General features: G+C 62.1%; 23 protein-coding genes. 14 read left to right on the top strand and 9 right to left on the bottom strand.

What is annotated here, in order from left to right; genetic code table 11:
- Positions 1 to 74 precede the first annotated feature (74 nt).
- From BT125_RS20860 to BT125_RS20850, 3 genes are all read right to left on the bottom strand, one after another.
- Entirely contained in the window at positions 75 to 545 is a 471-nt protein-coding gene (locus BT125_RS20860; protein ID WP_003198862.1) for an RNA methyltransferase, read from the bottom strand.
- Between the two features lie 183 nt (positions 546 to 728).
- Positions 729 to 1103, bottom strand: coding sequence for a YajD family HNH nuclease (locus tag BT125_RS20855; RefSeq protein ID WP_003184246.1), 375 nt, complete (start codon positions 1101 to 1103; stop codon positions 729 to 731).
- A gap of 48 nt (positions 1104 to 1151) precedes the next feature.
- Positions 1152 to 1838, bottom strand: a complete 687-nt coding sequence (locus BT125_RS20850) for a spermidine synthase (protein WP_072409852.1) — start codon at positions 1836 to 1838, stop codon at positions 1152 to 1154.
- A 72-nt stretch (positions 1839 to 1910) separates the two neighbouring features.
- Here BT125_RS20850 and BT125_RS20845 point away from each other — a divergent pair, with 72 nt between their 5' ends.
- Positions 1911 to 2198 (top strand): hypothetical protein, encoded by a 288-nt coding sequence (locus BT125_RS20845; protein WP_046062927.1) that lies wholly within the window; start codon positions 1911 to 1913, stop codon positions 2196 to 2198.
- Positions 2199 to 2329: 131 nt separating this feature from the next.
- On the opposite strand, the gene BT125_RS20840 is transcribed toward BT125_RS20845, so the two are convergent.
- Complete coding sequence (locus BT125_RS20840; protein ID WP_072409850.1) at positions 2330 to 2803, bottom strand: cyclic nucleotide-binding domain-containing protein; 474 nt, start codon at positions 2801 to 2803, stop codon at positions 2330 to 2332.
- Positions 2804 to 3008: 205 nt separating this feature from the next.
- Complete coding sequence (locus BT125_RS20835) at positions 3009 to 5063, bottom strand: S9 family peptidase (protein WP_072409848.1); 2055 nt, start codon at positions 5061 to 5063, stop codon at positions 3009 to 3011.
- Positions 5064 to 5198: 135 nt separating this feature from the next.
- Here BT125_RS20835 and BT125_RS20830 point away from each other — a divergent pair, with 135 nt between their 5' ends.
- The 7 genes from BT125_RS20830 to BT125_RS20800 all read left to right on the top strand — a co-directional run bounded on the left by BT125_RS20830 (position 5199) and on the right by BT125_RS20800 (position 11095).
- A complete protein-coding gene (locus tag BT125_RS20830) occupies positions 5199 to 5696 on the top strand; it encodes an MFS transporter (RefSeq protein ID WP_072409846.1) in 498 nt (165 codons plus the stop codon).
- Positions 5697 to 5728: 32 nt separating this feature from the next.
- Entirely contained in the window at positions 5729 to 6505 is a 777-nt protein-coding gene (locus tag BT125_RS20825; protein WP_072409844.1) for a class II glutamine amidotransferase, read from the top strand.
- Positions 6506 to 6517: 12 nt separating this feature from the next.
- A complete protein-coding gene (locus BT125_RS20820) occupies positions 6518 to 7060 on the top strand; it encodes a DUF2937 family protein (protein ID WP_018607553.1) in 543 nt (180 codons plus the stop codon).
- Positions 7061 to 7373: 313 nt separating this feature from the next.
- Positions 7374 to 8660, top strand: coding sequence for an MFS transporter (locus BT125_RS20815; RefSeq protein WP_072409842.1), 1287 nt, complete (start codon positions 7374 to 7376; stop codon positions 8658 to 8660).
- 64 nt (positions 8661 to 8724) lie between these two features.
- A complete protein-coding gene (locus BT125_RS20810) occupies positions 8725 to 9477 on the top strand; it encodes a 5-oxoprolinase subunit PxpA (protein ID WP_072409840.1) in 753 nt (250 codons plus the stop codon).
- Positions 9474 to 10178: a 5-oxoprolinase subunit PxpB gene (gene pxpB / locus BT125_RS20805; RefSeq protein WP_072409838.1), complete on the top strand. Its 705-nt coding sequence runs from the start codon at positions 9474 to 9476 to the stop codon at positions 10176 to 10178. Before BT125_RS20810 ends, pxpB begins: the two co-directional genes overlap by 4 nt.
- Positions 10175 to 11095: a 5-oxoprolinase subunit C family protein gene (locus BT125_RS20800; RefSeq protein WP_072409835.1), complete on the top strand. Its 921-nt coding sequence runs from the start codon at positions 10175 to 10177 to the stop codon at positions 11093 to 11095. The genes pxpB and BT125_RS20800 overlap by 4 nt, the downstream gene beginning before the upstream one ends.
- A gap of 105 nt (positions 11096 to 11200) precedes the next feature.
- Here BT125_RS20800 and BT125_RS20795 read toward each other — a convergent pair whose 3' ends face one another.
- The 3 genes from BT125_RS20795 to BT125_RS20785 all read right to left on the bottom strand — a co-directional run bounded on the left by BT125_RS20795 (position 11201) and on the right by BT125_RS20785 (position 14598).
- A complete protein-coding gene (locus BT125_RS20795) occupies positions 11201 to 12379 on the bottom strand; it encodes a vWA domain-containing protein (protein ID WP_003198888.1) in 1179 nt (392 codons plus the stop codon).
- Between the two features lie 34 nt (positions 12380 to 12413).
- Positions 12414 to 13259, bottom strand: coding sequence for an AAA family ATPase (locus tag BT125_RS20790; protein WP_003184225.1), 846 nt, complete (start codon positions 13257 to 13259; stop codon positions 12414 to 12416).
- Between the two features lie 262 nt (positions 13260 to 13521).
- Positions 13522 to 14598 carry a DUF748 domain-containing protein gene (locus BT125_RS20785; protein WP_072409833.1) on the bottom strand — a complete coding sequence of 359 codons (1077 nt, stop codon included), beginning with the start codon at positions 14596 to 14598 and terminating at the stop codon, positions 13522 to 13524.
- Between the two features lie 147 nt (positions 14599 to 14745).
- On the opposite strand from BT125_RS20785, the gene cysK reads away from it, so the two are divergent.
- The 3 genes from cysK (at position 14746) to BT125_RS20770 (ending at position 18217) form a co-directional block, all read left to right on the top strand.
- Positions 14746 to 15720 (top strand): cysteine synthase A, encoded by a 975-nt coding sequence (gene cysK, locus BT125_RS20780; RefSeq protein ID WP_053120124.1) that lies wholly within the window; start codon positions 14746 to 14748, stop codon positions 15718 to 15720.
- A 354-nt stretch (positions 15721 to 16074) separates the two neighbouring features.
- The gene (locus BT125_RS20775) at positions 16075 to 17013 is read left to right on the top strand and encodes an aspartyl/asparaginyl beta-hydroxylase domain-containing protein (protein WP_072409831.1); all 939 of its coding nucleotides are present in this window, start codon (positions 16075 to 16077) and stop codon (positions 17011 to 17013) included.
- A gap of 340 nt (positions 17014 to 17353) precedes the next feature.
- Positions 17354 to 18217: a DMT family transporter gene (locus BT125_RS20770; RefSeq protein WP_072409829.1), complete on the top strand. Its 864-nt coding sequence runs from the start codon at positions 17354 to 17356 to the stop codon at positions 18215 to 18217.
- 119 nt (positions 18218 to 18336) lie between these two features.
- Here BT125_RS20770 and BT125_RS20765 read toward each other — a convergent pair whose 3' ends face one another.
- Complete coding sequence (locus BT125_RS20765; RefSeq protein ID WP_072409827.1) at positions 18337 to 19245, bottom strand: DMT family transporter; 909 nt, start codon at positions 19243 to 19245, stop codon at positions 18337 to 18339.
- 130 nt (positions 19246 to 19375) lie between these two features.
- Between BT125_RS20765 and aceK the strand changes: the two genes are divergently transcribed.
- The 3 genes from aceK to BT125_RS20750 all read left to right on the top strand — a co-directional run bounded on the left by aceK (position 19376) and on the right by BT125_RS20750 (position 26677).
- On the top strand, positions 19376 to 21097 hold the full coding sequence (gene aceK, locus BT125_RS20760) for a bifunctional isocitrate dehydrogenase kinase/phosphatase (RefSeq protein ID WP_072409825.1): 1722 nt from the start codon (positions 19376 to 19378) through the stop codon (positions 21095 to 21097).
- A gap of 207 nt (positions 21098 to 21304) precedes the next feature.
- Complete coding sequence (gene hrpA / locus BT125_RS20755; protein ID WP_072409982.1) at positions 21305 to 25216, top strand: ATP-dependent RNA helicase HrpA; 3912 nt, start codon at positions 21305 to 21307, stop codon at positions 25214 to 25216.
- 339 nt (positions 25217 to 25555) lie between these two features.
- Positions 25556 to 26677, top strand: a complete 1122-nt coding sequence (locus BT125_RS20750) for a beta-ketoacyl-ACP synthase III (protein WP_072409823.1) — start codon at positions 25556 to 25558, stop codon at positions 26675 to 26677.
- Positions 26678 to 26821 lie beyond the last annotated feature (144 nt).

Raw genomic sequence — 26821 nt, 5'->3', positions numbered from 1 at the left:
TCTGTCTCCAGTATGGGGTTGGTATAAAACTGACTGCCCGAGCGATTGCCTTGTTCAATCGAGTTTTGCACCGATCAGCGGAATTGCGGCCCCGAACGGGTGTTGTTGCCTTTGGCCATGCGGTCGTACAGCACCACGTTGACGGTGGCAGCCAGGTTCATGCAACCGGTGGTAGGGATGTACACCACGTCCTCGCACCAGTCGCGGATGTCCTTGTCCAGTGAGCCGTCCTCGGGACCGAAAATGTACAGCGCCCGGTCCGGGTGGGTGTATTCGGGCAGAGGGCGAGCGCCTTCCACCAGTTCCACAGCCACTGGCACACAGCCCAGGGGCAGGATTTTCTTCAGGTCGTCGATACCGATCAGCGGGATGTCGTAGTGGACTTTCTTGGTATCGGTGACGAAGTCGGCGGCGCGCTCATAGCGCTTGCCGGTGTAGAACACCGACGCCACGCCGTAGCAACCGGCGGCACGCATGACCGAACCGACGTTTTCCGGTGACTTGGGGTTGAACAGACCGATGCAGCTGTAGCGTTTGTTGGCCACGGGCGGGGTGCCTTTGGGGAAAAGGCGCGATTATACGGGGAATGGAGGAGGGTGGTCAGGTTCGAGATGTGTGGTGTTTGTTTGATCGCCATCACGAGCAAGCTCGCTCCCACATTGGAGTTTCGGCGTTCACAAAACCTGTGGGAGCGAGCTTGCTCGCGATGGCGGCCTGACAGCTGTAAATTACTCGTCTTTCTTCATCAACCCGGCCAGCGCGGCGAAGGGGTTGTGGGTCGCCTTGGCGATTTTCGGGGTGCTCAGGGAGCCGTCGCCGAAGTATTGCTGGTCGGTGTAGCGCGAGTGCTCGTTATCGTGGCAGTACAGGCACAGCAGTTCCCAGTTGGAACCGTCCTGGGGGTTGTTGTCGTGGTTGTGGTCGCGGTGGTGAACGGTCAACTCGCTCAGGCGCTTGCCGGAAAACTCACGGGCGCAGCGCCCACAGACATGGGGGTACATTTTCAGGGCTTTGTCGCGGTAGCCCATCTCCCGGTCTCGCTGGGCATCGGCGAGGATGCGATCCAGCTTGGCGGTGTTGGACGGTGGCGTTGACGAACTCATGGGTTCACCTTTGTAAAAAAGACTGATGACGGTTGGGCACAGTTTAGCTTAGCCCTTGAGTTTCTCGGCAATCCAGATGGTGTGGCGAGTGCCTTTGTTGCCGTGGGCGAAGACTTGCACTTCTTCGGCCTTGAAGCCGGCTTTCTTCAGTTTGTCGGAAAACTGCCGGTCAGCGCTGGCCGACCACACCGCCAACACGCCCTTGGGCCGCAGGGCCTTGGCGCAGGCAGCCAGGCCACCGGCCGAATACAGCCAGCTGTTGGCTTTCTGGGTCAGGCCTTCCGGGCCGTTGTCGACATCGAGCATGATCGCGTCGAACCCCTGGGGCTCGGCTTGCAGCACCTTGGCCACGTCTTCCAGGCGGATCACCGTGCGCGGGTCTGCCAGCGGTCGTCCGGCCTTTTCACCCAAGGGGCCACGGTTCCACTCCACCACACCGGGCACCAGTTCGGCCACCACCACCTCGGCGGTCTTGCCCAGGTGCTTGAGGGCCGAGGCGAGGGTGAAGCCCATGCCAAGGCCTCCGATCAGCACGCGCGAGCCAGGACGACCGGCGACCTTGCGGCAAGGAATCTCTGCCAGGGCGTCTTCGGAACCGTGCATGCGCGTGTTCATCAACTGCCCGCCGTCGCCGCCCTGGATCTTGATCACGAAGTCTTCGCCGTACTCGAACAGGCACAGGGCACCGCCGTTATCAGGGATGGGTGTGGTGTCGAGCAGAACGAAACGTTTCATGGAAATCTCGTAGGAGGGCAAACCGCGCAGTAACGACTAGCCTTAAAGCAGACAATAGCCACGGAGCCATTGATGAAGTGCATCATTCTAACGGCCATTGCCCTGGCGGCGCTCTCAATAAGTTGCGCCCAGGCTCAACAACCGACGATTCCGGTCAACCCGCCCAGCATCCCTGGGTCGCCGGGCACAGCCACCCCCATGCCGTATCCGCCGGTCACGCCCAACGGTGTGCCCAAGGCGGGCACTGGAAGCGGTGGGCCGCCCTTGCTGCCGCCCATTGAAATGCCCAAACCGCCCAAGGACCAGCCGATACCGGGCATGGAGCCGAAGCCGGTGAAGGCCAAGTCGCCGGGGGGATAAGTCGACAGGACGATGCAATAACCTGTGGGAGCGAGCGTGCTCGCGATAGCGGTGCGTCAGTCGACTTCAATGCTGGCTGATCCGCCGCCATCGCGAGCAAGCTCGCTCCCACAGGTATTGGGGGCTGGCTGTCAGACCTGCTGCGACAACAACTGCCCATCGGCCATGCGCAGGCGCTTGGACAGGGAGACGGCGAGGGCGCGGATGATCTTGGCGGCGATCTTGGGGGCGTCGTTGAGCATTTTTTCCAGGGAGTCCTTGCCCAGGTTCAACAACTGGCAATCACTGGCGGCGATGCAACTGGCCGAGCGCCGTTCGCCGTCGAGCACGGCCATTTCACCGAAGGCCCGACCGCTGCGCAGCGTGGCGATGGTCACGGGTTGGCCGTCGGGACCGGTTTTCTGCACGGCCACCTGGCCGGTGTGGATGATGCACATGAAGCTGCCGGCATCGCCCTCGCGGAAAATCGCTTCGCCCTGGGCGATGGCGCTGATGCTGAAATAGCCCGACGCCGCGGCGAAGTCGACGGGCAGCAACTGGTCGAACAGACCGCAGTCCATCAGCCAATCGCGGATTTCTTTGTTCAGTAAGGTCGGTTCTGACATGTCGGCACGGTCTTTTTCTTGTGTCTGCTACGGGTTTGGATTGAAGAAGAACCCTTGTGGGAGCGAGCTTGCTCGCGATAGCGATGTGTCAGTCAACATCAATACTGACTGATCCGACGCCATCGCGAGCAAGCTCGCTCCCACAATTATCTGATCTGGGATACCCAGCGCATGGAGCTAAGACCCGGCCATCCCACAGAGTTCCTCAATCCAATTTCAAAACCTTCAAGACAAATGCATATTCGAGCGCTACGTCACGCAATCCCTGGTAGCGCCCGCTCATTCCGCCGTGGCCGGCGCCCAGTTCGGTCTTGAGCAGCAGGGGATTGTCGTCGGTCTTGATGGCGCGCAATTTCGCCACCCACTTGGCCGCTTCCCAGTACTGCACGCGACTGTCGTTGTAACCGGCGATCACCAGCAGCGCCGGGTACGCCTGGGCGCGGACGTTTTCGTACGGGGCGTAGGCCCGGATCCGGTCATAAACGTCCGGCTCCTCTGGATTGCCCCATTCGTCGTATTCGGTGACGGTCAGCGGCAGGTCCGGGTCGAGCATGGTGTTGAGCACATCGACGAATGGCACCTCGGCAATCGCAACCTTGAACAGCTCCGGGCGTTGGTTGAGCACTGCGCCGATCAGCAGGCCACCGGCGCTGCCGCCGCTGATCGCCAGTTGTTCGGCGGTGGTGAAGCCGTTGGCGATCAAATGCTCGGCACAGGCGATGAAATCGCCGAACGTGTTGTGCTTGTGTTCCTGTTTGCCGGCGCGATACCAGGCTTCCCCCAGCTCGCCGCCGCCTCGTACATGGGCGATGGCAAACGCCACGCCGCGATCGAGCAGGCTCAGCCGCGCATGGGAAAACCATGGGTCGAGGCTTTCGCCATAAGCGCCGTAGCCGTACAGGTACAGCGGCACCGGCCGGCCGAGGGCCTCGCGCTTGACCACCAGGCTGATGGGCACCTGAGTCCCGTCCGCTGCCGTCGCCCAGAGCCGCTGGCTGACGTAGGCATCGGCATCGAACGGGCCCAGCACCGGGGTCTGCTTGAGTACGACCTGTTCGCCGCTGGCCAGGTCCAACTGACGGATCTGTGCCGGACGGTTCAGGGCCTCGTAGCGCAGGCGAATGCGGTCGCTGACGAATTCCAGGCTGTTCTGCACATGCAGGCTGTAGGCCGCGTCTGGCAACTGCACCCGATATGCCGGCAAGTCCTGGGGATGCACCTCGATGATCGGCAGGCCGCCCTCACGCAGGCTCAAGGTCATGGCCCCGGCGTTCAGGCTCAGGCCGTCGATCATCACCGTGTCGCTGTGGGGGATCAGGTTCTGCCAATCGGCCTCGGTCGGCGCCACGCCGGTGTCGGCGGCCTGGTACAGGGCGAAGTTGATCCCGTCGCGGTTGCTGCGGATCAACCAGGTCCATTGGCCATCGAGCAGGCCGTGGTCGACATCGTATTCATGGTTTTCCAGGCGTGGCGCCAGGCAGGTGAAGGGCTGTTGCGGGTGCGCGGCGTCCAGCACCCAGACTTCGCTGGTGGTCTTGCTGCCCAGGGACAGGATCAGTTGCTTTTCCGAGCTCGAACGATAGCAATGCAGGAAGAAACGCCCGTCCGGCTCATGGAACACTTCTTCGGCGGCGGTGCCGTCCAGGCGATAGCGCCAGAGTTTGTGGGGGCGGTGGGTGTCGTCCAGCTCACCAAAAAACAGCGTCAGGCTGTCGTTGGCCCAGGTCATGCTGCCGTCGCAATTGTCGAAGGACAGTTCACTGACCTTGTCGTTGGACAACTCCTTGACGAACAGGGTGTAGATCTCGTCGCCGGTGGTATCCAGGCTGTAGGCCAGGCGCTGGTGGTCGGGGCTGATGCTGAAGGCGCCCAGGGCAAAGAATTCGCCGCCGGCCAGCGCGTTCGGGTCCAGCAGTAGCTGTTCGTGGCTTTCGTCTACGCTCAGGCTGTCGTCGGCCGGGCGTGGGCAGCGGTAGTGGCGCGGGTATTCGTCACCGGCCGTGGTGCGGGTGTAATACAGGTATGGGCCCCAGGGCGAGGGCAGTGACAGGTCGGTCTCGAGGATCCGGCCCTTGATTTCCTGGAACAGGGTTTCGCGCAATTCGGCCTGATCGGCGAGTTGCGCCTCTTGATAGCTGTTTTCCGCCTTGAGGTAGTCGAGCACGGCGTCGGTGTCGCGCTCCTGCAGCCAGGCGTACGGGTCAACACCGGCGTCCCTGCGGGCAATCGGGGCGTTGGAAACGTGGGCAGATAGGGACATGAAAGGCTCTCAAACGTTGTACGAAAAGGGACACGCGGCCTGGACAGAACCCACCACACAGGCCATTCGCCAGATGCCGGGGCAGCCTGACGCGCGAAAAGCCGTTACTATAAGCGTCTCTTTGCCTGCCTTGCCATGGACACCATGACCGAGAATGACTATCTGATCGCCTGGGGCCTCTACGCCTTCGCTGCCCTGGGCTGCCTGTTGGTGTGGATGCGCATGACCCGCTGGATGTGGCGTTGGTTGCGCGAACCGCTGCGCTTGCTGATGGCAGTGTTGCTGTTCAGCCCCACCGTCGTCGACCCGGTGAAGGACAAAGTTGCCCCGGCCTTGGCCATTGTCGCCCTGGACATCCTGTTCAAGGTCGGCAACAACGTCTGGCGGGCGGCGTCCGATCTGCTCATGTACGGCATGATCGCCTTCGGCCTCTATTTGGTGGTCGTGCTGATCCGCTTCCCCATCGAGCGCGCCGCCAACGCGCGCAAGGAACGGGCCGCCGCCGCCAAAGCCGCCGCCGCGGCCGATGAGCCGGAGGACGAACCGCCGTTCGGCGTGGCCGGCGACGACCGCTACGGTCGCCCGCCCGTGCCGAGCAACCCCCAGCGTTCGCGTATCGAACCGCGCCTGTAAGCAGGCCTGCCCCTTGAAGCGAGAGTTCGAGCATGTGTGAGTTACTGGGCATGAGCGCCAATGTGCCGACCGACATCGTGTTCAGCTTCACCGGGCTGATGCAGCGCGGTGGCAAGACCGGGCCGCACCGGGACGGGTGGGGCATCGCCTTCTATGAAGGTCGTGGCCTGCGCCTGTTCCAGGACCCGGCCGCCAGCAGCGAATCGGAAGTGGCGAACCTGGTGCAGCGTTATCCGATCAAGAGCGAAGTGGTGATCGGGCATATTCGCCAGGCCAATGTCGGCAAAGTCTGCCTGTCCAACACCCACCCGTTTGTGCGTGAGTTGTGGGGCCGCAACTGGTGTTTTGCCCACAACGGCCAGCTTGCCGATTTCCAACCGGGCGTGAGCTTCTACCGCCCAGTGGGCGACACCGACAGCGAAGCGGCCTTTTGCGATTTGCTCAACCGCGTGCGCCAGGCTTTCCCGGAGCCGGTGGAGGTAGAACAGCTGCTGCCGTCGTTGATCGAGGCCTGCACCGAATACCGCAGCAAAGGCGTGTTCAACTGCCTGCTCAGCGATGGCGACTGGCTGTTCTGCTATTGCTCGACCAAACTGGCCCAGATCACCCGTCGCGCGCCGTTCGGCCCGGCGCGGCTCAAGGACGTGGATGTGATTGTCGATTTCCAGGCGGAAACCACGCCCGACGACGTGGTCACGGTGATCGCCACCGAACCCTTGACCGAAAACGAAACCTGGACCCGCTACGAACCGGGCCAATGGAGCCTGTGGCGACGCGGCGAATGCGTCAGCCACGGCCGGACCGAATAAGGACGTCACGTTATGTTGCTCAGTTATCTACGACTGGTGTTGTTCGCGGTGGGCCTGTTGGTTGGGGTCCAGGTGCCGGGCTTCATCAATGATTACGCAAAGCGGGTCGAGGCTCACCTGATCGAGGCGCAGACCGGTCTGCAAGGTTTCCAGGGCACCGCCAACCAGTTCTTCAAGGGCGACATGCAGGCCCTGGTGGCCCATTACCGCGCCAGCGAAGACCCGATCTTTCGCAGCGATGCCGACAGCCTGAACACCTTGCTCGTGCGCCAACAGGCCCTGGACAAGCAATTTCAGGCCATGCAGGGCCCGTGGTACATCCGCCTGCTGCAAGTGGCGCTGGCCGCCGATCCGGACATTCGCAAGGAAACCTGGAACGGCTACAGCTACCAGATCCTGCTGACCCCCGAGGCCATGGTCTGGGGCATCAGTGGCGCTATGTTGCTGTCGTTCGGCCTGGAATGCCTGTTCCGCCTGATCGACTGGGTGGTGCTGGGGGGCAAGCGCCTGCGCCAGGGGCGGCCGATTGAAGAGCGGGATCTGCGGGGGTTGTAAAACCGCAGCCGGCTTCTGTGGCGAGGGAGCTTGCTCCCGCTGGTCTGCGCAGCAGACCCCAACCTGCTGGATAACATCAACCTGACACTGCGCAGTGCCTGGTCTTGGGGCCGCTTCGCGGCCCAGCGGGAGCAAGCTCCCTCGCCACAACGGTGTTCAGCCAGGCCCTGGGTCTTACCCAATCAAATTTTTCTTATGACCCAGCCAAGGTTTTATTCGTTGGACGGGATCGGCCGCGCGCTCAAGAATCGGGGCAACGGTCTCCACGTCAGCGTCGTCGAGACTCACAACAATAAAACCGTGGAGAACCCCCATGAGTGCACCCGACACGCTCGGCGTCCCCCAACCCCAGGCCCGTTCTGGCCCGTTCGATTGGTATCGCAACATCAACCAGCAGGAACGTCGCACTTTCTGGAGCTGCAAGATCGGTTACGCCCTGGACGGCATGGACACCCAGATGCTCAGTTTCGTGGTGCCGACCCTGATCGCAATGTGGGGCATCACCACCGGTCAGGCAGGCCTGATCCATACCAGCACCTTGATCGCTTCGGCCATTGGCGGCTGGGTAGCGGGTATTCTCTCCGACCGGATCGGTCGGGTGCGCACCCTGCAACTGACGGTGCTGTGGTTTGCCTTCTTCACCTTCCTGTGCGGCTTTGCCCAGAACTACGAACAACTGTTGATCGCACGCACACTGATGGGCTTCGGCTTTGGTGGCGAATGGACCGCCGGTGCGGTGTTGATGGGCGAGGTGATCCGTGCCAAGGACCGTGGCAAGGCGGTGGGCATGGTGCAGTCGGGCTGGGCGCTGGGCTGGGGCATGACGGCGATCCTGTATGCGCTGCTGTTCTCGGTGCTGCCGCCGGAAGACGCCTGGCGCGCACTGTTCATCCTCGGCATCGTGCCAGCGGTGTTCGTGATTTTCGTTCGCCGGCTGGTCAAGGATCCGGACGTCTATAACCAGACCAAGGCCCGGCTGACGCCGGAAAACCCAGCGAAGTTCTACGAGATTTTCGCCCCCGGCATTCTTTTCACCACCTTTCGCGCCTCGCTGCTGACCACCGGTGCTCTGGGCGGTTACTACGCCATCACGTCCTGGCTGCCGACGTTCCTGAAAAATGAGCGCGGCCTGAGTGTATTGAGCACCGGCGGCTACCTGGCGATGGTGATCGTCGGTTCCTACGTGGGCTATGTCATCAGTGCATACCTGTCGGACATCCTGGGACGCAAAAAGAACTTCGTCCTGTACGCCGTCGGCTCCTTCACCATCGTCCTGCTGTATACCCAACTACCGGTGAGCAATAACGTGATGCTCTGGCTGGGCTTTCCCTTGGGGTTCTTCGCGTCGGGCATGTTCAGCGGCATGGGCTCGTTCCTCACCGAACTGTTTCCTACGCGCATTCGTGGTTCGGGCCAAGGCTTCTGCTACAACATTGGCCGGGCGGTGGCGGCGTTGTTCCCGCTGTTGATTGGTATTTTGAGCCAGAAGGTGCCGCTGAGCGTGGGTATCGGGGCATTCGCGGCGGTGTCCTATGGCGTGGTGATCCTGGCGGCCCTGAGCCTGCCGGAAACCCAAGGCAAGCAGTTGGAAGCCGAGTAACTGATAACCTGTGGGGTACGTGCCCCACAGTTAAATAAAGAAAGAACCTACAGGAGCGTTCACCGTGAACCGCCTGCTATTGAACTGCGACATCGGCGAAAGCTTCGGCAACTGGACCATGGGTCTGGACGCCGAGGTGATGCCCTTCATCGATTGCGCCAACATCGCCTGCGGCTTCCACGCCGGCGACCCGAGCATCATGCGCAAGACCGTCAGCCTGGCCCTGAGCCACGGCGTGCGGATCGGTGCGCACCCGGCCTATCAGGACCTGGCGGGCTTCGGCCGCCGTTCCATGGCCTATGGCGCCCAAGAATTGCAGGACTTGCTGCATTACCAGATTGGCGCCCTCGACGGCATCTGCCGGGCCCAGGGCGGGCAGGTCCGCTACGTCAAACCCCACGGCGCGATGTACAACGACATGATGGCCAACCCGGCGCAGCTGCGCACGGTGATCCAGGCTGTCGCGGCCTATGATCGGCAACTGCCGCTGATGCTCATGGCGACCCGGGACAACAGTGCTGCCCAGGCCTTGGGCGACGAGTACGGCCTGACCCTATGGTTCGAAGCCTTTGCCGATCGCGCCTACGACAGCGCCGGGCGCCTGGTTTCGCGGCAAGCGCCGGGCGCAGTGCACCACGACCCCGAGGTCATTATCGGGCAGGCCCTGACCATTGCCCGCGGCGATGCGTTGACCGCCAGTGATGGCAGCGCCTTGCACCTGAAGGCCAATACCTTGTGCGTGCACGGTGACAACGCCAGTTCCGTGGCGGCCGTGCAACGCATCCGCGAAGCCCTGGACCGGCAGCGTGCGCCATGAAACCACGCTTGGAAGTGGTGGCGGTGGACTGCCTGATGGTGCGCCTGTTCGACGAGATCGCCGAGGCCAACATGCCCTGGATGCTCGCCGCCAGCGAGCGCCTGCGAGCGGTGTTTGCCGAACATTTGATCGACTTGGTGCCGTCCTACACCACCTTGATGGTGCACTACGACTTGCTCGCCCTGGACCCGGTCCAGGCCCGCGAATTGATCGACGAGGCGCTGCATAACCTCTCCCCGGATGCCCAGTCCGCCGGCCAATGCCACGTGTTGCCGGTGTGGTACGACCTTAGCGTCGGGCCAGAACTGGCGCTGTTGGCGAGCCGCAGCGGCTTGACGGTCGCCCAGGTGATCCGTCGCCACAGCGAACGCGAGTACCAGGTGTTTGCCCTGGGCTTCGCTCCCGGCTTCGCCTTCATGGGGCTGGTGGACGAAGCATTGGCTGCACCGCGCCTCGACACGCCGCGCAAGCGCGTGGCCGCAGGCAGTGTCGGCATCGCCGAACGCCAGACCGCGGCGTATCCGGTGGTGTCGCCCGGCGGCTGGAACCTGATCGGTCGCACCCCGGCCAAACTGTTTGATCGTGAGCGCGACGGCTACAGCCTGATGCAACCGGGGGACACGGTGCGTTTCGCCCCCGTGGACCATGCCGAATTCATCGCGCTGGGTGGCGACGACACACCGCTGGAGACCCAGGCATGAGCCGGTTGTTGATTGAGGCCAGCACACCGCTGTGCCTGTTGCAGGACGCTGGCCGGTTCGGCGTGAGGCACCTGGGCGTGACCCAGGGCGGGGCGGCGGATTGGCTGTCGATGGCCTGGGCCAATTGGATGCTCGGCAATGGCCTGGACGCGGCGGTGGTGGAGATTACCCTCGGCGGCTTTACCGTGGTGGCCGAAGAGGATTGCGTGCTGGCGCTGGCCGGGGCGGACCTGGGCGCGCGAATAGACGGCCAGGGCGTGGCATCGTGGCGCTTCTTCAGCCTGCGCAAGGGACAGGTGCTGGCGCTCACCCAGCCCGTGCTCGGTGCCCGGGCCTATCTGGCGGCCCCTGGCGGTTTCAATGCGCCGACGGTGCTGGGCAGCCGGGCGACGGTGGTGCGCGAGGAACTCGGTGGCGTGGATGGACGGGGGCGGGCGCTGAGTCGCGGCGCGCACTTGAGCTACTCAGGCACGGCAACGCCTCGGCCCATGCCGCACACGCGGATTCCGGATTTCCAGCAAGCGCAGCCGCTGGACCTGATCCTGGGGGCGCAGAATGGTGCGTTTAGCGGGCAGAGTCTGTTCGACGCGTTCAACACCCCGTGGACGCTGGACAGTCGCGCCGACCGCATGGGTATGCGGTTGCTGGGCACGGCGCTGGAGTATCAGGGGGCGGCGATGATTTCCGAAGGTATTCCCCTGGGCGCTGTGCAGGTGCCGCCGGACGGCCAGCCGATCGTGCTGCTCAACGACCGGCAAACCATCGGCGGTTATCCACGCCTGGGCGCCCTGACCCCATTGGCCCTGGCCCGGCTGGCGCAATGCCTGCCGGGGGCGCAGGTGCGGTTGCGGCCGGTGGTGCAGGAGGTTGCGCATCGGCAGCAGGTGGAGTGTTTGCGCAGTTTTCTGGACCGCTAAAAGCTTCGCGAGCAAGCTCGCTCCCACAGGGATCTTATGTACGACGAATATCCAGTGTGGGAGCGAGCTTGCTCGCGATGAGGCCTGTACGGGCAACCAAAAATCTTACTTGGACAGAAACCGCATCCCTTCCTCCAACCCCCGCAAGGTCAGCGGATACATCCGGTCTTCCACCAACTCGCGCACGATATTGGTCGAGGCGGTATAACCCCAGGTGTCCTTGGGGTACGGATTGATCCAGATGAGCTTCTTGTACTTCTCCATGAAGCGCTGCATCCACACATAACCGGCCTCTTCGTTCCAGTGTTCGACGCTGCCGCCGGCCTGGGTGATTTCATAGGGGGCCATGGCGGCGTCGCCGATGAATATCACTTTGTAGTCGGCACCGTACTTGTGCAGCAAATCCTGGGTCGAGGTGCGTTCGGAAGTGCGGCGCAGGTTGTTCTTCCACACCGATTCGTAGACGAAGTTGTGGAAGTAGAAGTACTCCAGGTGCTTGAACTCGGTCTTGCAGGCCGAGAACAGTTCTTCGCAGATCTTCACGTGGGCATCCATCGAGCCACCGATGTCGAACAGCAGCAACAGCTTGACGGTGTTGCGTCGCTCCGGGCGCATCTGGATGTTCAAGAGGCCGGCGTCCCGGGCGGTGTGGTCGATGGTGCCGTCGATGTCCAGCTCTTCGGCCGCACCCTGGCGGGCAAACTTGCGCAGCCGGCGCAGGGCGATCTTGATGTTGCGGGTGCCCAGTTCCACCTGGTCGTCGAGGTTCTTGTACTCGCGTTGGTCCCAGACCTTCACCGCCTTGCCCTGGCGTTTGCCGGCGTCGCCGACCCGAATGCCTTCGGGGTTGAAGCCGCCGGAGCCGAATGGGCTGGTACCGCCGGTGCCGATCCACTTGTTGCCGCCGGCATGGCGTTCCTTCTGTTCTTCCAGGCGTTTCTTGAATTCTTCGATCAGCTTGTCCAGGCCACCCAGGGATTGGATCTGCGCCCGCTCTTCGTCAGTCAACGAGCGCTCGAACTCCTTGCGCAACCAGTCTTCTGGAATCAGCGCCTGGAGATGATCGTCGAGTTTCTCCAGGCCGTTGAAGTAGGCGGCGAACGCCCGGTCGAACTTGTCGAAATGCCGTTCGTCCTTCACTAGGATCGCCCGGGACAGGTAATAGAACTCGTCCATGTCGGCGAAGATCACCCGCTGTTTCAGCGCGTTGATCAGGTCCAGCAGTTCACGCACCGACACGGGCACCTTGGCGGCGCGCATTTCATTGAACAGGTTAAGCAGCATGGCAATCGCCCTCGCTCTTGTTAAACGAAGAGGATCAGCGAGTGCCGCGGCGGCTCATGAACGCCAGGCGCTCAAGCAGTTGCACGTCCTGTTCGTTCTTGACCAGGGCCCCGGCCAGCGGCGGAATGGCCTTGGTCGGATCGCGCTCGCGCAGCACCGCTTCGCCGATGTTGTCGGCCATCAGCAGCTTGAGCCAGTCCACCAGTTCGGAAGTGGAGGGTTTTTTCTTCAGGCCCGGCACCTTGCGCACGTCGAAGAACACGTCCAGCGCTTCGCTGACCAGGTCCTTCTTGATGTCCGGGTAATGCACATCGACGATTTTCTGCAGGGTGACGCGGTCAGGGAAGGCGATGTAGTGGAAGAAGCAGCGACGCAGGAAGGCGTCCGGCAGTTCCTTTTCGTTGTTGGAGGTAATGATGATGATCGGGCGCTGCTTGGCCTTGATGGTTTCGTCGGTCTCGTAGACGTAGAACTCCATCTTGTCGAGTTCCTGCAACAGGTCGTTGGGGAACTCGATGTCGGCCTTGTCGATTTCGTCGATCAGCAGGATCACCCGCTCCTCGGATTCGAACGCTTCCCAGAGCTTGCCCTTCTTCAGGTAGTTGCGCACGTCGTGGACTTTGTCCACGCCCAACTGCGAATCCCGCAGGCGGCTGACCGCGTCGTACTCGTACAGGCCCTGGTGAGCCTTGGTGGTGGACTTGATGTGCCAGGTGATCAGGCGCGCACCGAAGGATTCGGCCAGTTGTTCGGCCAGCATGGTCTTGCCGGTGCCCGGTTCGCCCTTGACCAGCAACGGCCGCTCCAGGGTAATGGCGGCGTTGACGGCCAGTTTCAGGTCATCGGTGGCCACGTAGGCGCTGGTGCCTTCGAACTTCATCTGCAATTCCTCGAACGGTGTCGCCGGCCTGGCGAGGCGGGGCGCGCGAAATAGATAGCGTGCCCGACTATAACGCGAGCCCCCGCCGACTGTGAACGCAGACGCTGTATTCAGTCTCTGAATGGGGCGTCACATGTTGACTCGGGCTGTGGCGAGGGAGCTTGCTCCCGCTGGGCTGCGCAGCGGCCCCAAAAAAGCCTGCGAGCGCTGCGCCCTGGAGCGCCAGCCCGGTCGAGCGGGAGCAAGCTCCCTCGCCACAGGCCTAGTCGGTCGCAGGCGGTGGCTGTTCATAACGGGCGTTGAAGGCCTGGACGAAACCGTTGCGCAGGATCTGCAGGAAGGCTTCGAAGGCGCTGATGTCCTGCTGGTGAACATTGCCGCTGAGTTCCACCCGGGTGGCGAACTGGTTCTTGCGCTGGTTCTTGAGGGCTGTCTCACCCGTGCCGACCAATGCCTCCCAGACGGAGCGGAAGATGTTTTTGTTCTTGTTTTCCACGTCCTGTTGCCAATCGAACACGTCGACATCACGCAGCAGTGGCTTGATGTAGCCGCTGAGTCGGGCGTTGTCGGCTTCGGCCTCGACCACCAGGTCGCCGTGGCCAGCATTGAAATCGAATTTGCCATAGGCGGCGGCGAAGTCGTTCAGGCGCTTGAGTTCGATGTTCGTGGCCCGCAGGCGGAAGTCGAAGTCCTCGAAGTTGCTCAACGGGTCAAAGGTAGCCTGCATTTCCAGGGGCGCATGTTCGGCCACCAGGGCCTTGCCCTCGAAACGGGCGTCGCGCTTGCCTTCGGTGTCGACCACGTTGGTCAGGTTGTAGAAGCTGGCGTTGACGTCGGTGGCCCGCAGGTTGACCGGTGGCTTGGAGTTGAAATTGCGAAAGGTGACCTTGCCATCCCTGATGCGCACTTCGTTGAAGGTGATGGGCAGCAGTTTGCCCAGTTGCTCGCGCCAGTTGGTGCCCCGGCCGGTCTGGGAGTTCTGCCGGTTGGCTCCGCCGTCGACGAAGTTCACCTCGGGGCGGGCGAATTCCACCTCGGCCACCACCGCATGGTCGTACCACAGCGAGTGCCAGCTCACCGACAGATCCACCAGCGGAGCGGTGACGAACGGCACCGGGACCTTGCCGTCGACCTTGACGATTTCCAGGCCGTTGATCCGGTAGGCACCGCGCCACAGGGCCAAGTCCACATCGGTGATCTGGCCGCGATAATCGCCCATGTTGGCCAGTTTATCGTTCAGGTAGTCGCGTACCAGGTAAGGCAGGGCGAAATGCAGGGCCACCAGCACCGCGACGAGGGTGGCGAACACCCACAGTGGCCAGCGATATCGACGCTTCATGTCAGTCAGTCTCCAGCGTTTGTTGGGGGAGCGCCTCCTAATGCCATTGACTGTCGCAACAACGGGAACGTTCGGTGCAACTGGACGCCTGTGGGCAACAGGCATACCTTTAAAGGCTTAAATTCTCGCCGCATCAAGGACCCAGCCATGAGCCGTATATTCGCTGACAACGCCCATTCCATCGGCAATACGCCACTGGTACAGATCAACCGCATCGCGCCGCGCGGTGTGACCATCCTGGCCAAGATCGAGGGGCGCAACCCAGGGTATTCGGTCAAGTGCCGGATCGGCGCGAACATGATCTGGGACGCTGAAAGCTCGGGGAAACTCAAGCCGGGCATGACCATCGTCGAACCAACCTCGGGCAACACCGGGATCGGCCTGGCGTTCGTGGCCGCCGCCCGCGGCTACAAACTGATGCTGACCATGCCGGCCTCCATGAGCATCGAGCGCCGCAAGGTGCTCAAGGCTCTGGGGGCGGAGCTAGTGCTCACCGAGCCGGCGAAGGGCATGAAGGGGGCCATCGAGAAGGCCGCCGAGATCCTGGCCAGCGACCCTTCCAAATATTTCATGCCGCAGCAGTTCGATAACCCGGCGAACCCGGCGATCCACGAAAAAACCACCGGCCCGGAAATCTGGAACGACACCGACGGCGCGGTGGACGTGCTGGTGGCGGGCGTGGGCACCGGCGGAACCATTACCGGGGTTTCGCGGTATATCAAGAACACTTGCGGCAAACCGATCTTGTCGGTAGCGGTCGAACCTGAGGTTTCGCCAGTGATCACCCAGGCGATGGCGGGCCATGAGATCAAGCCCAGCCCCCACAAGATCCAGGGAATCGGTGCCGGGTTCGTGCCGAAGAACCTCGATCTGTCGATCGTCGACCTGGTCGAGCGGGTCACTGACGACGAGTCCAAGGCCATGGCCCTGCGCTTGATGCAGGAGGAGGGGATCCTCTGCGGCATTTCCTGCGGGGCGGCGATGGCCGTGGCTGTGCGCCTGGCGGAAAAACCGGAAATGCAGGGCAAGACCATCGTCGTGATTCTGCCGGATTCGGGCGAGCGGTACTTGTCGAGCATGTTGTTCAGTGATTTGTTTACCGAGCAGGAGACTCAGCAGTAACCCTGAATTCACAGGTGTAGCGAGACGCTTTTGTGGCAAGGGAGCTTGCTCCCGCTGGCGTGCGAAGCGCGCCCCTGCGATCTGGCGACCCACACTGGAGTCCGGACGCCTGCTTCGCAGTCGAGCGAGAGCAAGCTCCTTCGCCACAAAAGCCCTCGCCATCGTAGGTTGAATGATTGTTCGATGCGTCAGCCAAGGTTCAGGCGGCGCATGTTAGAAAGTGTTTATTGCGTTTCACTCAACAGAGAATGTTGCGTCAGACGGTTTTTACCCGGGCCTGGAGTGGTTAACATGGCCCTCGGCTACGTCGGGCAGTAGGCGTCGCGTCAGTTGTTTTGGACAAGGAGTTGTAAAATGACCGTTTCGTTTGTCGCCAAGGCCTCGCTGTTGCTGTTGTTTTTGGGCAGTACGCTTTATGTGCATTTGCGTGGCAAGGCGCGTTTGCCGGTATTGCGGCAATTCGTCAATCACTCGGCGCTGTTCGCCCCCTATAACACCTTGATGTACCTGTTCTCCGGCGTGCCTTCGAAGCCGTACCTGGATCGCAGCAAATTTCCCGAACTGGATGTGCTCAAGGACAACTGGCAAGTCATTCGCGACGAGGCCATGCACCTGTTCGACGAGGGCTACATTCGTGCCGCCGAGAAGAACAACGACGCCGGTTTCGGCTCGTTCTTCAAGAAGGGGTGGAAGCGCTTCTACCTCAAGTGGTACGACAAACCGCTGCCGTCGGCGGAGATGCTGTGTCCGCGCACCGTCGAGCTGGTCAACCAGATCCCGAACGTGCGCGGTGCGATGTTTGCCCTGCTGCCCGGTGGCAGTCATCTGAATCCACATCGAGACCCCTTTGCCGGTTCGTTGCGTTATCACCTGGGCCTGTCCACGCCCAATTCCGAAGACTGCCGGATCTTCGTCGACGGTCAGATCTACGCGTGGCGCGACGGCGAAGACGTCATGTTCGATGAAACCTATGTGCACTGGGTCAAGAACGAAACCCCACAGACCCGCGTAATCCTGTTCTGCGATGTCGAGCGGCCCCTGAAAAGCCGGCTGATGACCCGCCTCAACCGCGGCATCAGCGCGTTTCTCGGCCGCGCCACCGCGCCGCAGAACCTGGAGGATGAACACGTCGGCGGCATCAACCGGGCCTATGCTTGGAGCAAGTCGTTCAGTGACGGCATCAGTAGCCGGGTCAAGCAGTTCAAACGCAAGCATCCCAAGGCCTACCGGGTGATGCGGCCGGTGTTGGCGGTGGCGGTGCTGACGGCGCTTGGCTATTGGTTGTTCGTTTAAACATTGCGCAGTCCATCGAGCGCTGGTTATAGTCAGCGCTCTTCGGGTTTTCGAACCCACCCTTCAAGAGATCGGCTCATGCCTGCATCCCCTGTCATCGCGGTCGTGGTTCCAGCGTTAAACGCTGGCGTCGTGCCGTGTGGGAATCAGCAGCCTGCGCAGATCGGTCAATACCCCCCACCTGTCAGTAGCTCATCGGTGTACGCCGTCGTATCACCGCCGGGTGTTGGCATTCAGGGCTGATCGGCAACGGTTGCCATCCCCTGCGCCCGCCTGAAAAAAACTACTGGACTTCAGCTTCGGCTGAGTTGGCTTTTTGCCTGACTACAGGTGGTATTCCATGTTTTCCCTTTCCAAAAACGCCTTATTGGCGGCGGCTTCCACGAGCCTGTTCGTTTTGCTGTGGAGCAGCGGGGCGATCTTTTCCAAGCTGGGCCTGGCCCACGCTTCCCCTTTCGCCTTTTTGCTGATCCGTTTTGCCATCGCGCTGTTCGCATTGGTGCTGTTGATCCCCATGCTCAAGTTCAAGCTGCCCAAGACCGGCAGGCCGATGCTGTACGCGGTGACCACCGGCTTGGTGCTGCTGGGCGCCTATCAGATTTTTTATCTGCTGGCGCTGCAAATGAGTGTCACGCCCGGGGTCATGGCCACCCTGATGGGTGTGCAGCCGATCCTGACCGTGGTGCTCATGGAACGTCAGCGTTCCTGGTCGCGGATGTTCGGCCTGGTGCTGGGCTTGGTCGGGTTGGTCATGGTGGTGTACCAGGGCATCGGCCTGGCCGGCATGTCCCTGTCGGGGATGGTGTGCGGGTTGCTGGCACTGGTGAGCATGACGGCCGGTTCCATCATGCAGAAACGCATCACCGATAACCCACTGGGCACGCTGCCGGTGCAGTACCTGGCCGGGTTGGTGTTGTGCGCGGTGTTCGTGCCGTTCCAGCCGTTTCACTTCGAATACAACACGGGGTTCTTCGTGCCGGTGTTGTGGATGGGGCTGGTGGTGTCGGTACTGGCGACGTTGCTGCTGTACCGTTTGATTGCCCGTGGCAACCTGGTCAATGTCACCAGCCTGTTCTACCTGGTGCCGGCGGTGACGGCGATCATGGACTACCTGGTGTTTGGCAATCGGCTGGCGTTGTTGAGCTGGCTGGGGATGGCGCTGATCATCGTGGGGTTGGTGTTTGTGTTTCGTAAGAGCCGTTAGCCCTTAGCTATTTAGTGACTGCACCATTGCTTTCGCGGGCAAGCCCGCTCCCACAGGTTATGTACAGGCCTTGTGGGAGCGGGCTTGCTCGCGAAGGCATTTTTAACCGCACCGATTAACTACCGGGCGGACGCTTGAACCGGTTTCACCACCCCAGGTTTCAACACCAACCACAACGCCGCCGCAATCAACACCCCGCCATACAAATGCGCCATCCCCAACGGCTCATCCAGCAGCAACGCCCCCCACAACACGCCGAACGGCGGGATCAGGAACGTCACGGTCATGGATTTGACCGGGCCGATGGAACTGAGCAAGCGGAAGTACAGAATGTACGCCAGGGCGGTGCACACCAGGCCCAGGCCCAGCAGTGACAACCAGACGCTCCAGCCACCCCAGCTGGCCGGTGGTTGGCTGATGACGCTGTAACCAAACAGCGGCAGCAGGAACACCGTGGCACCGAACATGCTGCCCAGGGCCGAGAGGCGGCTGTCCAGGCCTCCTTGGTGATCGAGCCAGCGCCGGGTGAGGAAACCGGCAAAGCCGTAGCAGGTCGTGGCCAGCAGGCAGGCGAGGGCGCCCATCAACAGTTGCAGGTCGAAGGCCACCGGGCCGGCGCGGGTCAGGATGCCAACGCCGAGCAGCCCCAGGAAGACACCGCTGACCTTGGCCAGGGTCAGTTGTTCGCTGAAGAACAAGCCGCCGATCAACACTCCCATCAATGGCGTAGTGGCATTGAAAATCGCCGAATAGCCGGCTGGCAGCACCTGGGCCGCCAGCGAATAAAACGTGGCCGGAATACCCGAGTTGATCAGGCCCAGCATCATCACGACTTTGAGTTTGCCGCGAAAATTCCAGTCGACGCGCATCAGGGCCAGGATCACCAGCAGCCCGACGAAGGCGATGGACACGCGAAAGAATGCAGTGGGGAGGGTGCCAATGACGGGGGCGATGATGCGCATGAACAGGAAGCTGGCCCCCCAGATGGCGGCCAATGACAGTAAACGCAGGATATCGACGAGGTTCACGAGCCACTCCTTCCTTGATGGGGTGGCAAGTGTCGCCGCCCTGCATAGCGATGGCAATGGTTGCGTTGGCGCGTGATTGGCCTCTAAGCTCAGTCGCCAATAACAAGCATGACCCGCCGAGGTTTACCCTATGACGCAGCCATGGCCCGCCCTCGAAATCGCCCGTTCGATCCTCGACGGCTTCGACGATTATCGTGAGCATTTCCGGCAGATCACCGACGGCGCTCGCGCCCGGTTCGAGCAGGCACGGTGGCTGGAGGCCCAAGCGGCGTCGGCGGCGCGGATCAATTTGTATGAAGAAAAAGTCTTCGAAACCGTCGCCAAGCTGCACAAGGCCTTCGATGACGAAACACTGATGGATGTGGGCTGCTGGCCGCTGGTCAAAAGCGCCTACATCAGCCTGATCGACCTGCGTTTCGACGATGAGCTGTCGGAAACCTGGTACAACTCGATCTTCTGCGGGCTGTTCAGCCACGACCTGATCAGCGATGGCACCATGTTCATCCACACCACCCGGCCCAGCCTGCGCCGGGCTCGTGCCGCCCAGACCCGTACCTACAAGCCCCAGGGGCAGTTGGATCGGATGCTGGCGAGCGTGTTCGCCGATTACCGGTTCAGCGAAGACTACGGCGACTTGCCAGGCGACCTGCAGCGCCTCGAAGCCCAGCTTCGGGAGAACCTGCCGGACTGGGTCTGCAAGGACCCGGAACTGACGGTGGAGTTGTTTTCCTCGGTGCTCTACCGCAACAAGGGCGCCTACCTGGTGGGCCGGATCTTTACCCGCGACGACCAATGGCCGCTGGTGATCCCGCTGCTGCACCGCGAGGGCCGGGGTATCCAGATCGATGCGCTGATTACCGACGAGGCGCAGGTGTCGATCATCTTCTCGTTCACCCGCTCGTACTTCATGGTGGACGTGCCGGTGCCGGCGGAATTCATCGGATTTCTCAAGCGCATCCTGCCGGGCAAGCACATCGCCGAGTTGTACACCTCCATCGGTTTCTACAAGCACGGCAAGTCCGAGTTCTACCGGGCGCTGATCAACCACCTGGCGAACACCGACGACCAGTTCATCATGGCCCCCGGCGTGCGCGGCATGGTCATGAGTGTATTCACGCTGCCGGGCTTCAACACGGTGTTCAAGATCATCAAGGACCGCTTCTCGCCGTCGAAAAACGTCGACCGGGCCACGGTGATCGAGAAGTACCGCCTGGTGAAAAGCGTCGACCGGGTCGGGCGCATGGCCGATACCCAGGAGTTCGCCGATTTCCGCTTTCCCCTGAGCAAGTTCGAGCCGGCCTGCCTGGAGGAGCTGCTGGAAGTGGCGCCGTCTACGGTGTCGGTGGAAGGCGAGACGGTGCTGATCCGGCACTGCTGGACCGAGCGCCGGATGACGCCCCTGAACCTCTATCTGGAAAACGCCAACCCGGACCAGGTGCGCGAGGCACTGGAAGACTATGGTCTGGCGATCAAGCAACTGGCGGCGGCCAATATCTTCCCCGGCGACATGCTGCTCAAGAACTTCGGCGTGACCCGCCACGGTCGCGTGGTGTTCTACGACTACGATGAAATCTGCTTCCTCACCGAAGCCAATTTCCGCCATATCCCCGAGCCCCGTACCCCGGAAGACGAAATGGCCTCCGAGCCCTGGTATTCCATCGGACCGCTGGACGTGTTCCCCGAAGAATTCCCACCGTTCCTGTTCGCCGACGCCGGGCAGCGCAAGCTGTTCGACCAGTTGCACGGCGAGCTGTACAACGCCGACTACTGGAAAAGCCTGCAGGAGGCGATCCGGGCGGGGAAGGTGATCGATGTGTTCCCGTATCGGCGTAAAGACCTGGACAACGAATAACCCCTAACTCTGCGCAAAACCCTGTGGGAGCGAGCTTGCTCGCGATAGCGGTATCTCAGTCAATATCAATGCAGGCTGAACCACTGCCATCGCGAGCAAGCTCGCTCCCACAAGGGTATGGCGGTGGGCTGCTTCGCGTGTTCGGCGCAATGGCCGCAAATCTGCGACAATCCGCCCCTGCATAAACCGACGACCCTTGCGTACCTGATGACTGACCAAGCCCCCGCTATCGACAAGCTGCTGAAAAACCTCGACCACGCCATGCTCGCCGACCGTCACCGGTTGCGGCGCCAGTTGCTCGAGCTGCGCAAGAAGCCCGACGAGGCCAAGCTGGCCCAGTGGGTGACGCGCATGCAGGCGTCGTGCGATCAGGTGCTGGCGCGCAAGGCGAGCCTGCCGGTGATCCGCTATGACGACAATCTGCCGATCGCCGCCAAGCGTGACGAAATCAAGGAGGCGCTGCTCAAACACCAAGTGCTGATCATCGCCGGCGAGACTGGCTCGGGCAAAACCACGCAGTTGCCCAAGATCTGCCTGGAAATCGGCCGCGGCCAGCACGGTTTGATCGGCCACACCCAGCCGCGCCGGATCGCCGCCCGCAGCGTCGCAAGCCGTGTCGCCGAAGAGCTGGCCACGCCGTTGGGGGCGCTGGTGGGTTATCAGGTGCGCTTCGAGGATCAGAGCGACGCCAACACTCTGATCAAACTGATGACCGACGGCATCCTGCTGGCCGAGACCCAGAACGACCGCTACCTCGAGCGCTACGACACGATCATCGTCGACGAAGCCCACGAACGCAGCCTGAACATCGATTTCCTGCTGGGCTACCTCAAGACCCTGCTGCCGCGCCGCCCGGACCTGAAAGTCATCATCACCTCGGCGACCATCGACCTGGAGCGCTTTTCCAAGCATTTCGACGACGCACCGATCGTGGAAGTCTCGGGCCGCACCTTCCCGGTGGAAACCTGGTATCGCCCGCTGACCCTGGAGCAGGACGAGGAAGGCAACCGGGTCGAGGACGACTTGACCGTTGACCAGGCGATCCTCGCCACCCTCGATGAAATCGCCGCCTATGAGCGCAGCGAGCGCCGCAGCCCTGGGGATGTGCTGGTGTTCCTGCCGGGTGAGCGGGAGATTCGCGACGCGGCGGAGATGCTGCGCAAGGCCCAGCTCAAGCACACCGAGATCTTGCCGCTGTATGCGCGCTTGTCGCCGGCCGAACAACAGCGGATCTTCCAGTCCCACCCGGGCCGTCGCGTGGTGCTGGCGACCAACGTCGCCGAAACCTCGCTGACCGTGCCGGGTATCCGCTACGTGATCGACAGCGGTACCGCGCGCATCAGCCGCTACAGCTACCGGGCCAAGGTCCAACGCTTGCCCATCGAGGCCATTTCCCAGGCCAGCGCCAACCAGCGCAAGGGGCGCTGCGGGCGGGTCGAGCCGGGGATTTGCGTGCGGTTGTACAGCGAGGAAGATTTTCTTGGGCGGCCGGAGTTCACCGATCCCGAGATCCTGCGCACCAACCTGGCGGCGGTGATCCTGCAGATGCTGCACCTGCGCCTCGGCGAGATCACCGATTTCCCGTTCATCGAGCCGCCGGATGGCAAGGCCATCAGCGACGGTTTCAACCTGCTGCAAGAACTCTCGGCGGTGGATCGCAACAGTCAGCTGACCCCGCTCGGTCGGCAGTTGGCGCGCCTGCCGGTGGACCCACGCATGGGCCGCATGCTGCTGGAAGCGGCGAAGCTGGGCAGCCTGCAGGAAGTGTTGATCGTCGCCAGCGCCATGTCGATCCAGGACCCGCGCGAACGTCCACCTGAGCGCCAACAAGCGGCTGACCAAGCTCATGCCCAATGGAAAGATGCCGACTCGGACTTCGCCGGGCTGGTCAACCTGTGGCGCGGTTTCGAAGAGCAGCGCCAGGCCCTGACCGCCAGCCCGCTGCGCAATTGGTGCCGCAAGAACTTCCTCAATTACCTGCGCCTGCGCGAGTGGCGTGATTCCCATCGTCAGTTGAGCCTGATCTGCCGTGACATGCAATTGAGCCTCAACAAGGACCCGGCCGATTACCCGAAACTGCACAAAGCGGTGCTCTCGGGCCTGCTCAGTCAGATCGGCCAGAAAACCGAAGACGGTGATTACCTCGGTGCTCGCCAGCGGCGGTTCTGGGTCCACCCCTCGTCGGGCCTGGGCAAGAAACGTCCGCAGTGGCTGATGACCGCCGAGTTGGTGGAAACCACCAAGTTGTACGCGCGCATGGTGGCCAAGATCGAGCCGGACTGGATCGAACCGCTGGCCGGACACCTGATCAAGAAAAACCACTTCGAACCCCATTGGGAGAAGAAGCGCGGGCAAGTGGTGGCCTATGAGCAGATCACCCTGTTCGGGCTGATCGTCGTCGGTCGGCGGCCGGTGCACTACGGGCCCGTGGACCCGGTGGTGTCCCGTGAGCTGTTCATCCGCGAGGCGCTGGTGCGCGGCGAGATCCAGTCCAAGGCCAAGTGCCTGGGCGCCAATACCCGCTTGCTGGAGCAACTCGACGAACTGGAAGCCAAGGCCCGCCGCCGCGACATCCTGGCGGACGAGGAAACCCTGTTCGCGTTCTACGATGCACGTTTGCCGGCGGAGATCCACCAGACCGCGACGTTCGACAGCTGGTACCGGATCAACAGCCAGAAAGACCCGCAATTGCTGATCATGCGCGAGGAAGACGTGTTGGCCCGCGAGGCCAGCGAGGTCACCGCCACGCAGTACCCCGACACCTTGCGTGTCGGCGACCTGACCTTGCCGCTGAGCTACCACTTCGAGCCCAACCATCCCCGCGACGGCGTGACCTTGCGTGTGCCGGCGCCGTTGTTGCCGATGCTGCCGCCGGAACGCCTGGAATGGCTGGTAGCGGGGATGATCGAGGCCAAGTGCATCGCCCTGGTGCGCAACCTGCCCAAGGCGCTGCGCAAGAACTTCGTGCCGGTGCCGGACTTCGTCAAGGCGGCGCTGCAACGCATCACCTTCGCCGAGGGCTCGTTGCCGCAGTCCCTGGGCCGTGAGCTGCTGCGCATGACCGGTGCGCGGGTCAGCGACGAAGCTTGGGCGGAAGCGGCCCAGCAGGTGGAAAGCCATCTGCGCATGAACCTGGAAATCGTCGACGGCCAAGGCAAGTTCCTCGGTGAGGGCCGCGACCTGGCCGAGCTGACAGCACGCTTTGCCGAGGCCAGCCAGGCGGCCTTGGCCGTGCCGCAAACGGCAAAAAGCCAGGCACCGGTGGAGGCGAAGGTCTTCGCGCCGGTGGCCGAGAAAACCCAGCAGAAGATCGCCGGGTTGTCGATGACGGTCTATCCGGCGCTGGTGGAAGAGGGCGGCGTGGTCAAGGAAGGGCGTTTCCCGACCCCGGCCGAAGCCGAATTCCAGCATCGCCGTGCCTTGCAACGCTTGCTCATGCAGCAATTGGCCGAATCGGCCAAGTTCCTGCGGGGCAAGCTGCCCGGGTTGACGGAGTTGGGCCTGCTGTACCGCGACTTGGGCCGCATCGACGGCCTGGTGGAAGATATCCTGCTCGCCAGCCTCGACAGCTGTGTGCTCGAAGGTGAAGCGAGCCTGCCCCGCGACGGCGCCGCCCTGGCTGCCCTGGCCGAGCGCAAGCGCGGCGGCTGGACCGAACACGCCGAACGCCTGGCGAAGCTGACCCTGGACATCCTCAAGCTCTGGCATGGCCTGCAAAAACGTTTCAAGGGCAAGATCGACCTGGCCCAGGCCGTGGCGTTGAACGACATCAAGCAGCAGCTCAGTCACCTGGTGTACCCGGGCTTCGTGCGGGAAACACCGCATCAGTGGCTCAAGGAGCTGCCGCGCTACCTCAAGGCCATCGAGCAACGCTTCGAGAAGCTGGGCAGCCAGGTGCAGAAAGACCGGGTCTGGAGCGGCGAGCTGTCGAACCTCTGGGCCCAATACCAGGCCCGCGCCAGCAAACACGCCCAGGAAGGCAAGCGCGACCCGCAACTGGAGTTGTACCGCTGGTGGCTGGAGGAATATCGGGTGTCACTGTTCGCCCAGCAACTGGGTACCAAGGTGCCGATTTCCGACAAGCGCCTGGGCAAGCAGTGGAGCGTGGTGGAAGGTTGATCGCAGAAGTCAGATGATACTCATACCCCCTGTGGGAGCGGGCTTGCTCGCGAATGCAATTGCACATTCAACATTGATGCAAGCTGATCCACCGCTTTCGCGAGCAAGCCCGCTCCCACAGGGTTTTGTGTTGTAAGTGAGGGAGAATGGGCCAAACGCCAGCGTTTATGGCAAACTTCGCGCCTATAAATGCCGGTTCCGTGGTTTTGAGCTTCAATGCCACGGGCGGATCCGGAATAAAGCGATGCCAGGGCTGCTTCCCCGGATGGGAAAAGTCCCTTTGTGTATTGGTACGTCGGTGCCAATACTTTCTGCCTGAACAGATCAGAGACACGACCCATGCATAACGTCGTCATCAGCGGCACCGGCCTGTACACCCCGGCCAACAGCATTTCCAACGAAGAGCTGGTGCAATCTTTCAACACCTATGTCGCGCAATTCAACGCCGACAACGCCGAGGCCATCGAGCGGGGTGAAGTCGAGGCATTGACCGAATCCAACGCTGCGTTCATCGAAAAGGCCTCGGGCATCAAGAGCCGCTTTGTCATGGACAAGGATGGCATTCTCGATCCGCACCGCATGACCCCACGCCTGCCCGAGCGCTCCAACGACGAGTGGTCGGTGCTCTGCGAAATGGCCGTCGGCGCTGCGAAACAAGCCCTGGAGCGCGCCGGCCGCACGGCCGCCGACATCGACGGGGTCATCGTCGCCTGTTCCAATCTGCAGCGTGCCTACCCGGCCATCGCCATCGAAGTCCAGGAAGCCTTGGGCATCGAAGGTTTCGGTTTCGACATGAACGTGGCCTGTTCCTCGGCGACCTTCGGTATCCAGGCCGCGGCCAACAGTGTGCAACAGGGTCAGGCCCGGGCGATCCTGATGGTCAACCCGGAAGTCTGCACCGGCCACTTGAACTTCCGCGACCGCGACAGCCACTTCATCTTCGGCGATGCGGCCACTGCCGTGATCATCGAGCGGGCGGACCTGGCGACCTCGCCGTACCAGTTCGACGTGGTCAGCACCAAGCTGCTCACTAAGTTCTCCAATAACATCCGCAACAACTTCGGTTTCCTCAACCGCGCCGCGGAAGAGGGCATCGGCAGCCGCGACAAGCTGTTCGTCCAGGAAGGCCGCAAGGTGTTCCGCGACGTCTGCCCGATGGTGGCCGAATTGATCGGTGCCCATCTGGAAGAAAACCAGCTGAACGTTGGCGACGTGAAACGTTTCTGGCTGCACCAGGCCAACTTGAGCATGAACCACCTGATCGTGCGCAAACTGCTGGGACGCGAAGCCACCGAAGCGGAAGCCCCCGTGATTCTCGACCGCTACGCCAACACCAGTTCGGCCGGTTCGGTGATCGCGTTCCACAAGTACCAGGATGACCTGCCCAGCGGCTCGGTCGCCGTCCTCAGTTCCTTCGGTGCCGGGTATTCGATTGGCAGTGTGATTTTGCGTAAGCACTGATCCGATCCGGGCTGCTTCAGCTTTTGTGGCGAGGGAGCTTGCTCCCGCTGGGCTGCGAAGCGGCGCCAGGATTTTGCGGTTGCTGCGCAACCGAGCGGGAGCAAGCTCCCTCGCCACAGAAAAATCATCAGTCTTGCAAGGTAA

Source organism: Pseudomonas sp. NFACC04-2 (genome assembly GCF_900119265.1).
Taxonomy (GTDB): Bacteria; Pseudomonadota; Gammaproteobacteria; order Pseudomonadales; family Pseudomonadaceae; genus Aquipseudomonas; species Aquipseudomonas fluorescens_AA.
Note: the sequence above shows the minus strand (reverse complement) of the source record. Positions and strands in the feature narration are given on the sequence as shown.